General features: G+C 61.5%; 4 protein-coding genes and 6 pseudogenes. 5 read left to right on the forward strand and 5 right to left on the reverse strand.

Going from position 1 to position 7,870, the window contains the following annotated elements; genetic code table 11:
• Positions 1-81: 81 nt before the first annotated feature.
• The 4 genes and pseudogenes from AC0L3J_RS36685 to AC0L3J_RS36700 all read right to left on the reverse strand — a co-directional run.
• Positions 82-964 (reverse strand): annotated as a pseudogene (locus AC0L3J_RS36685) (IS66 family transposase); the annotation flags it as partial.
• Positions 965-1,300: 336 nt separating this feature from the next.
• Positions 1,301-1,420 (reverse strand): annotated as a pseudogene (locus AC0L3J_RS36690) (hypothetical protein); the annotation flags it as partial.
• Positions 1,421-1,530: 110 nt separating this feature from the next.
• Positions 1,531-1,957 (reverse strand): annotated as a pseudogene (locus AC0L3J_RS36695) (transposase); the annotation flags it as partial.
• 243 nt (positions 1,958-2,200) lie between these two features.
• Positions 2,201-3,856 carry a class I adenylate-forming enzyme family protein gene (locus AC0L3J_RS36700; RefSeq protein ID WP_473350333.1) on the reverse strand — a complete coding sequence of 552 codons (1,656 nt, stop codon included), beginning with the start codon at positions 3,854-3,856 and terminating at the stop codon, positions 2,201-2,203.
• A 765-nt stretch (positions 3,857-4,621) separates the two neighbouring features.
• Between AC0L3J_RS36700 and AC0L3J_RS36705 the strand changes: the two are divergent.
• The 5 genes and pseudogenes from AC0L3J_RS36705 to AC0L3J_RS36725 form a co-directional block, all read left to right on the forward strand.
• Positions 4,622-5,261: pseudogene (locus tag AC0L3J_RS36705) on the forward strand (Mu transposase domain-containing protein); the annotation flags it as partial.
• 277 nt (positions 5,262-5,538) lie between these two features.
• Positions 5,539-5,762, forward strand: a pseudogene (locus AC0L3J_RS36710) (ATP-binding protein); the annotation flags it as partial.
• Positions 5,763-6,463: 701 nt separating this feature from the next.
• The gene (locus AC0L3J_RS36715) at positions 6,464-6,691 is read left to right on the forward strand and encodes an IS66 family transposase (protein ID WP_433994759.1); all 228 of its coding nucleotides are present in this window, start codon (positions 6,464-6,466) and stop codon (positions 6,689-6,691) included.
• A 23-nt stretch (positions 6,692-6,714) separates the two neighbouring features.
• Positions 6,715-6,990 (forward strand): IS66 family transposase, encoded by a 276-nt coding sequence (locus AC0L3J_RS36720; protein WP_433994758.1) that lies wholly within the window; start codon positions 6,715-6,717, stop codon positions 6,988-6,990.
• Positions 6,987-7,133: an IS66 family transposase gene (locus AC0L3J_RS36725; RefSeq protein WP_433994757.1), complete on the forward strand. Its 147-nt coding sequence runs from the start codon at positions 6,987-6,989 to the stop codon at positions 7,131-7,133. Before AC0L3J_RS36720 ends, AC0L3J_RS36725 begins: the two co-directional genes overlap by 4 nt.
• A gap of 361 nt (positions 7,134-7,494) precedes the next feature.
• Here AC0L3J_RS36725 and AC0L3J_RS36730 read toward each other — a convergent pair.
• A pseudogene (locus AC0L3J_RS36730) lies at positions 7,495-7,870 on the reverse strand (transposase); the annotation flags it as partial.

Here is a 7,870-nt window from a genome sequence, read left to right on the forward strand (position 1 = left end):
TGGAAGCCGCGCCGGCGCACCACGCGTTCAAAATAGACGTCAAGCACCAATCAAATGGGCCTCAGAGCGACGCTTACGCTCAACCTCACCACGTTCGGCAAGCTTTGGGTAGGTGTTGTAGCCATCGACCTGCAGGACGCCCTTGAAGCCGGCAAAATGGCTGAACAGCCGCTCGGCCTGGCGGTCGGGTGCATAGACATAGGCGATGCCGGGCGGATCGAGGCCGCCCCAGGGCCTGCGTCAGCGGCCTAGCGCCAGAGCTGGCCGGTCTTGGTGCGCCCTCGACCGGGATCGAGCACCGGCACCGTGGTCTTGGCGGCGAACAGCTTGGAGCTTGCTCTAAGCACCGTGAGAAGGCGCTCATGCAGCGGGCGCAGATGGAGTGGCAGATGATCCGCATATTTGGACATCAGAACCTGGGCTACGGTTGCCTCCGTCGGTAGGCCGCCCTCGATCAGCCGGGCCGGAGCCTCGGCCTGCAGGACGCCATCTTCGCAGGCTCGGCAGGCATATTTGGGACGTCGGGTGACGACAACGCTGAACTGCGCCGGCGCCATGTCCCGCCGCTCGCTCTTGTCTTCGGCGATCTGGTGCAGGTCGCCGTTGCAGCAGGGACAGGTCTTGGCGTCGACGTCGACCACGACCTCGATCCGCGGCAGATGCGTCGGTAGTATTCCGCCATTGACGCGGCGTTTGGGTGCGCGCTCCGCCCGGCCTTCCGAGGTTGTCTCGTCGTGACCGGCCTCGGCAGACGCTGCGACCTGGTGGACGTCCTCAAGGCCCAGCAGCATCTGCTCCTCGGGGAGCGTCCCGGCCTTCCGGCCAAAGCAGTGGCGCTGCAGCTCTTTGATAATCTGACGCAGCCGCTCGCTCTCGTGAAGCGCTGCCAGCAGGACGCCTTGAGCGTCTCGGGATCATCAGGAAGGTTATCGCGGACAGGTAAGTCAGAGCATAGGGAACACACTCGGCCTTCGCGAATATCGACCTTTCGAGGTTCATTCCCGCACCCAGCATGAATCCTGTCTGCACTTCAGACCCCGCGTTGCCGAGCGCGCAAGATTCGGTCATGGCTTGCTGCTGCGGGCTTGGCCGGGTGGGACTCGCACCCCAAGCAATCCTCAGCTTGGCATGGCGTACTCTCGAACCGCTGTGTGACTGGTCTCGGGTCACCGCGTTCACCGGGAAAGGGCCGGGCCGTCAGCTGGCGAGAGCCGGACGGCCAATGGCCGGATCACCGCTCAATGGGGCGGTGGTTCCAGCGGATGTAGCGTGCCGGTCATCGGTGGTTCCTTCGGTTGCGTCAGCGCGCCACAACGTGCAACCGAGGTCCTACCGGAGAACTGCCGGTGACCAAGCGCTCCAACCGCTTCGCGCACAGACACCCGCCCTGGCTGTCATGCCAAATGATCTTGACACGGTCGCCACGGCGAGATCACCACCGTGCGGATCCCGCTCGAGCTCTCCTGAACTAGCCGCGCAAGGCTCGGAATCCGGGCGCATATCGGTATGGCCGCCGTAAGCTACACGCCCCTTTTTGAGCAGCACGTGCAGGCGTCGGTACCCAAAGCAGCGGCGCTCCCGGGCGACCGCGTTCAGGCGTTGGCGATGGCCGGCAACGTGCCTGGGTCGTCCGATCATCCGGCAGCACCCGCGGGGCTTTACACGGCGGCCGTCAGTTCGTGCGAATGCTCCTCGCAGACCGGCGACAGGTTTCCGCGCTGCCGTGGTCGTCACCCTTTCTTCCCAACCGACCCTTCAGCGCCGCATTGTCCAGCATGGCATCCTTCAGCAGCCGCTTCAGCCGCGTGTTCTCGTGTTCCGGTCCCCAGCCGCTTGGCCTCGGAGACCTCCATCCCACCCAACCTGTTTCTCCATTCGTAGATAGTGGCGATGCTGACGCCGTGCCTTCCGGCGCAGATCGGGCGACCGAAACGCCAGCCTCGTGCTCGTTCAAAATCCGATGATCTACTCTTCGGAAAGGCCACTGGGATTCATTGTCTGGTCCTCACCGTGGACCAGAACGAATTTCAAACCGAATTAAGCCCGTGGTGCAACGTCAGTGCACATATCTGCCCCCAACCTCGGTTCTGGCAGAGACTAGCGGTCTCGACGCCAAAGGACGTTGTGTGATGGCAAATCCAGCTCGCTTCAGGTGGCCACGGCAACGTACGCATCTGCATGAACAAGCGTATAATCGATTTCACAACCAGCGCTTCTCTTTGGTATCATAGGTCCCAGCAAGCGGATCACCGACGGCCATAAGCTCACGTTTGAGTACTTTATTGCTTGAGGGGGCTCTAGGAAGCGTCTGCGTAAAGGCGATGTACCGGGGTATCTTAAACGCCGCAAGATGCGCACGCGCATGATCGACAATGCGCTCCATGGGCAGATTGTCTGACGCGATGCCTCCTCTCAATTCGACGACAATTTTGACCTCCTCTCCGCGCTTCAGATCGCGAACCGGTATCGCGGCCACGTCCGCAATCTCAGGGATTTCGCGAATGACTGCCTCAACCTCTCGCGCGGCGATGTTCTCGCTCGAGCGGCGGATCATGTCTTTCGTGCGCCCCACCAGCCAATAAAAGCCGAGCTCATCGCGACGCATCAGATCACCAGTCTTAAACCATCCCTCCTCAAACGAGGCGGCATTTGCTTCCGGTTTGTTCCAATAGCCCTTGAGAATCCCGCGCCCACTAACCCACACTTCACCGACTTCGCCGATCTGAGTGGGGCTGCCATCCTCGTTCATTAACCGTAGCGCCCGAAACGGCGCGCGTATCCCGACCGAACCTGAATTGGCTAGCTCGTCGAGCTGGTTAGTCATTCGCGTGGCGAACCCGATCTCCGTCATCCCGTACGCTTCCTCGGTCCGCACTCTGAACCGTTTCCGGAATTGGCGCACTGTCTCAGGGCTCCAGCCCCAGTTCAGGATTTGCTTCAAGCAGGTCGCCCCATCTTCGTCGGCCGCCTCGGCCTCCCGTGCTATCAGTTCGGGAACCTGGCACCATTCTATTTGATGCTGTTTGACCCAACTTATGAAGCGCGTCGCGCTGAGTTGAGGAGCTAGGTAGAGCGTGCCGCCCTGACGATATGACCTCAGAAGGTGCACCGGCGGATCGACATAGAAGAATGGCTGCGCGGACAAATACCTTTTGTATGGCCCGTCGTCCCAACACATCTGTTGATACGAAAACAGCCCCCAATAGTCATGCGTCAACATGCACCCCTTTGGAAAGCCAGTTGTCCCGGAAGTATATTGAATGTTCAAAAGATCGTCAGGACCGACATCCTCCTCAACCATCGAATCGTCGACGCACTTAACCAATTCGGCGATAGTAGAGATTCTCCCCCCGCACGGCTGTCCCGCGAGAACTATCCTCTCTTTGGCAAGGCCTTGTGGCCAAGGCTCCATAGACGAGAATACTGGCCATACGTCTTGGTCGACTACGGCGAACTTAGCTTGTGTATCGCTGAGAATATATTCAATCTCCCGTGGAGTATACCGGATGTTGATCGGGACCATAATTGCACCAAGCTTCGCAAGCGCGAACCACAGGATCGGGTACTCGATGCAATTGGGAAGCATCACTCCGATGCGATCGCCCTTGCGCACGCCGAATCCACGCAGCGCGTGCGCATATTTGTTAGACGACTTGTCCATCTCCATGTAGGTCGCGCGTTCCCCGCGCTCGAAGACATCGATTGCTATTGTCGATCCGTGTGTTTTTGCCCGCATTGAAACCAGCTGACCGATTGTGATGGTCTCATAAGCGGACTCCAGTGCCTCGACTTTGCGCAATGCATTTGCGACGCGCTTTCTCAGCTGGTTTGGCTTCGATTTTGGTGGATGCATCATGGGAACACCTGCAGCTTAGAGAGCGCCTGGGAACGGCGGCGACAATTCGTGAGGCCACTGTGTCGATCGGGAGCGGAACCGCGTATCATTGTATAAGTGTCCTTTCCGCTCGGTCATCGTTCACACACGGTCGCATTGTTCGTACCTGATCTATGGAAACCGACGTACTACCTACTCTGGTGAGAAACCGTATTGCCTAATTCGAGGCGGCGAAGCCACGATTGGAGAGCTAGTTCTTCAATGGGAACGGCGGCTTGCAACTGCACACGCTGCCTGCGAAAGATGACCAATCGGGTTGGCGACATCGAGCCGCACCCGCAGGTACCTGCCATGCAGTAGAAAGCTCCTTGAATTCTCTGATCGTGAGCGGCGGGGCCTCTTATGGCTTGCTCAAAAACGCGTGCACCAGCCAGAACAGGCCGCATCACCCGGGCGACATCATCCCGGAATGCCGGGCGAGATCGTCTCGGAACGGGTGGGCGACTTCAAACCGGAATGATGGGCGAGATCATCTCGGAACCATGGCGGCATCCAGGGTCCCCTTCGCAAGCCGAAAGGACGCACTCTATCGGAGAGCTCGAACCGCCGGATGGTCAACCGCACTGTCGAGGGCGCCGCGCGCATCCGCGCAATCTCACGGCTCGGCAGCCCAGCCGCCTTCATCCTGATCACATCTCGCACACGGCGCATCGCAAGCCTCTCCGAAAGCCGCCGGCCTGAGCTGGCCGCTGCCCGACGAACTCACGGACGCGGCCCGGGAGGCCCGTGCTTGGCGCCTCGAACTTCACCTATGCGCGGGCGACGTGGACGCTGGGGCTTGCCGACTGGATCAGCGCCCACGTCGGTACCTTGGCGGCGATCGACGGGGTGGCGGCGCTGCTGGTGCCTGACAAACCAAGGTCGGGGTGATCAAGGCGAGCCTCTACGACCCACAGATTAATCGCACCCATGCGGAGATGCCGGCGCATTACGGCACGGCCGTCTTGCCGGCGCGACCACGCAAGCCGCGCGACAAGGCCAAGGTCGAGCAAGCCGTCCTCATCGTCGAGGGCTGGCTGCTTGGCGCCTGCGCCACCGCGTCTTCTACAGCCTCGCCAAGGTCAACACGGCGATAGGCGAGTTTCTCACCAGGCTCAACGAGGAGCGGCCGATCCGGCGGCTCGGCATGACGCGCTGCCGGCTGCTCCAGGAGGTCGACCGGCCGGCGCTCAAGCCGTTGCCGGCGAGCGCCTACGTGCTCGCCGAGTGGCGTATCCGTCGCGTCAGCCTCGACTACCACGTCGAGGTAGAGAAGCATTACTACACCGTTCCGCATCGCTTCGCGCCTGCCGAGGTGGAGGTGCGGTTCACCACCCGCACCGTCGAGAGTTCCCACAAGGGCGAGCGGATTGCCGCGCATCAGCGCATGGCGGTCGGCAGGTCGTCCGCGGAAGGAGGGAGGCCGATCCAGGTTGTTGACGACTTGACCGAGCCATAGGTGCGCGCGCCGATGTCGATCGCCCGCGCGGCTGCCGCGAGGGCTCGCCCCCGGCGGACGCGGCGAGCCTGTGGATGCCGAGACAAGCGCGGAATCCCTGCTCGGGGTGCGAGCGCTCGTCGAGAATGAGGTCGCACAACGCGCTCGTCGCCGGGCTGATCGCGGGGGCGTCCTGGCGGATGCGCACGATGGTGTGTCGTGATTGCTGCTCATCCTCGACGACTGGGGCCTGGGCCCGCTCGATGCCGGTGCCCGCCACGACCTCCTGGAGATCCTGGAGGATCGCTACGGCCGCCGCTCCACCCTCGTCACCAGCCAACTCCCGGTCGACCAGTGGCACGCGCTGATCGGCTCGTTCACAACGCCCATCGGCTCGATCTCTCCGGCGAAAGCCTGCGCCGAGCCCGGCAATCCGCCCGAAAGACCTGAGCCGGGGGCGCTCTGGACATGCCGCAGCGCTTGGACAACGCAAAGAGCGTTGCCCACATGCCCACAGCAACCGCAGCAGAAAAAAAACAGATTCAAGCCGCGATTCCAGATTGACCACGCGGCTTGACCGATACCAGAGAACCAACCGGCCAGAACGCCTCGCCCCCGGGCGAGATCAGATCGGAGAGGTGGGCGACATCGTCTTGGAATCGGGCGACTTCAAATCGGTATACCCGGGCGACTTCGTCGGAATCCGCAGGTACCTGCTCGAAGGCTCGTAGGGCTATTTGCTTGAGGCGCTCGACAGGTAACCGCTCAACAGGGGTTGGGCGGAAGTGCGCCGGATACAGTTGCGCAAATATGCAGTCGGACTGAGAAAAGCGCCTATTGAATCGGGCTCCGCCAGCGAACGAGCCGACGGTCCCGAGACATTTCCAGAACCTGTCGAGGCGCTCGGACGACGGTGCAGGCACGTGCCCCGAAGCCGGCGTCTACGCCAGCAGTCCGAGCAGCTACGAATCGACAACTTGAACTGCGACCTGAACTGACCCTGCCAACGCGATGGACTACATGCCAGCGCTGGATCGCGTTCACCTGCTTCTTCGACGACGGCCGTATCTGTCTTTCGAACATCGCCGCCGAACTCGACGTGCGCGGCTGGCGTTGGGCCGGACGAACGCCTCCATGGCCACGACACCACCGTGCCCGTGCTGGCCTTGGGCAAGTGCGATGTCGCTCGATGCTGGGTCCATGTGAAGGACGATCGCCCCTTCGGCGGCTCAGATCCGCCGGCGGCGATGTTTTATTCCTCGCGCGATCGAAGTAGTGAGCATCCGCAGGCGAAACTGGCCAACTACACCAGGATCCTCCAAGCCGACGCCTTCGGCGGATACATCGGCTCTACGAGCCCGCGCGAACTCCTGGGCTGATCAGGGTAGCGGCCTGTCGGTCCATGCCCGGCGCCCGTTCTTCGCCAGGGCGGATCTTGAGGAGAACGCGCAGCGCGCCTGGAACGAAGGAGATTGTCATCTCGCCCGCCGCCATGGAGATCGTGCGCCGCATCAACGCTCTGTTCGAGATCAAGCGCTCTATCAATGACCAAAACGCCGACCAACGTAAGGCTGTGCGCCAGGCGCAGAGCGCGCCACGCGTCGCCGATCTGGAGGCCTATATGCGCGAGCAGTGCTGCCAGAGCTCTCCCGCGGTCACGATCTGGCCAAGGCCATGAACTATATATGTTCAAGCGCTGGGTCTCCTTCACGCGCGTCCTCGACGATGGCCGCGTGCCTATCGAACAATGCCGCCGAAAGAGCGCTGCGCGGCATCGCATTGAGCAGAAAGTCGTGGTTATTCTGTCAATCGACCCTTTAATTGCGGTTTGTTGTCAAGCTACCATTCTTCCTCTCTCCAGTGACACGCCGCTAGCGATTGCTCCGTCGGAGCTGGTCAGGTTGCGGAGACGGAGCGATCGCGGATGGCGAGACGATTGCCTAGCGGGATTGGCAATCGACATCGTTGGCGGCTTCAGCGAGTTGGGTTGATGTCGTAGCTGGGGTCATGGTCCTTTCCGAGGTCGCGAGCGCCTCATGATGATGTCCGGATCGGGCGCCTCAACGTTTGCAGCGGAGTGCGGGCGAACCGCCACCAGCCGATTGACCGAGGTCACTACGACCACCGTCCCAGCAGGACATCGCCAGTCCGGCGGACCGGACCAGGAACTTGCGAGCAAATATCAGTTTGGCTTCGGCTGGCCCCAGTCGAACGACGTGCCATCGACCCAGATGCAGTGGAGAATCACGGCGATCTTTCGGGCAATGGCGACCTTTGCCTTCTTCATGCCGATCCGGTTGGCGAGCTTCATGCCTCAGGCCTTTAGAGAAGACCACTTTTTGGTTCGAGAAAGAAGGACAGTGGCGGCCTCGAACAAGTAAGTTCGGAGAAGCCGGTCGCCCCGTCGAGATATCTTTCCGTTGGTGTCGGTTTCGCCGGATTGGCTGCGCCTCGGCGTAAGGCTGAGGTAGGCGCCGACCGTCGAAGCCGATCGGAAGCGCGAGGGGTCTTCGATCGTGTGGCGGAACGTTAGGGCCGTCACGACACCGACCCCCGGG

Source organism: Bradyrhizobium sp. Kon37 (assembly GCF_055807535.1).

Coding starts and splice junctions, on each gene's coding strand:
- AC0L3J_RS36700 (WP_473350333.1), bottom strand. CDS start 3,856: ATGATGCATCCACCAAAATCGAAGCCAAACCAGCTGAGAAAGCGCGTC.
- AC0L3J_RS36720 (WP_433994758.1), top strand. CDS start 6,715: ATGCCCGGCGCCCGTTCTTCGCCAGGGCGGATCTTGAGGAGAACGCGC.
- AC0L3J_RS36725 (WP_433994757.1), top strand. CDS start 6,987: ATGAACTATATATGTTCAAGCGCTGGGTCTCCTTCACGCGCGTCCTCG.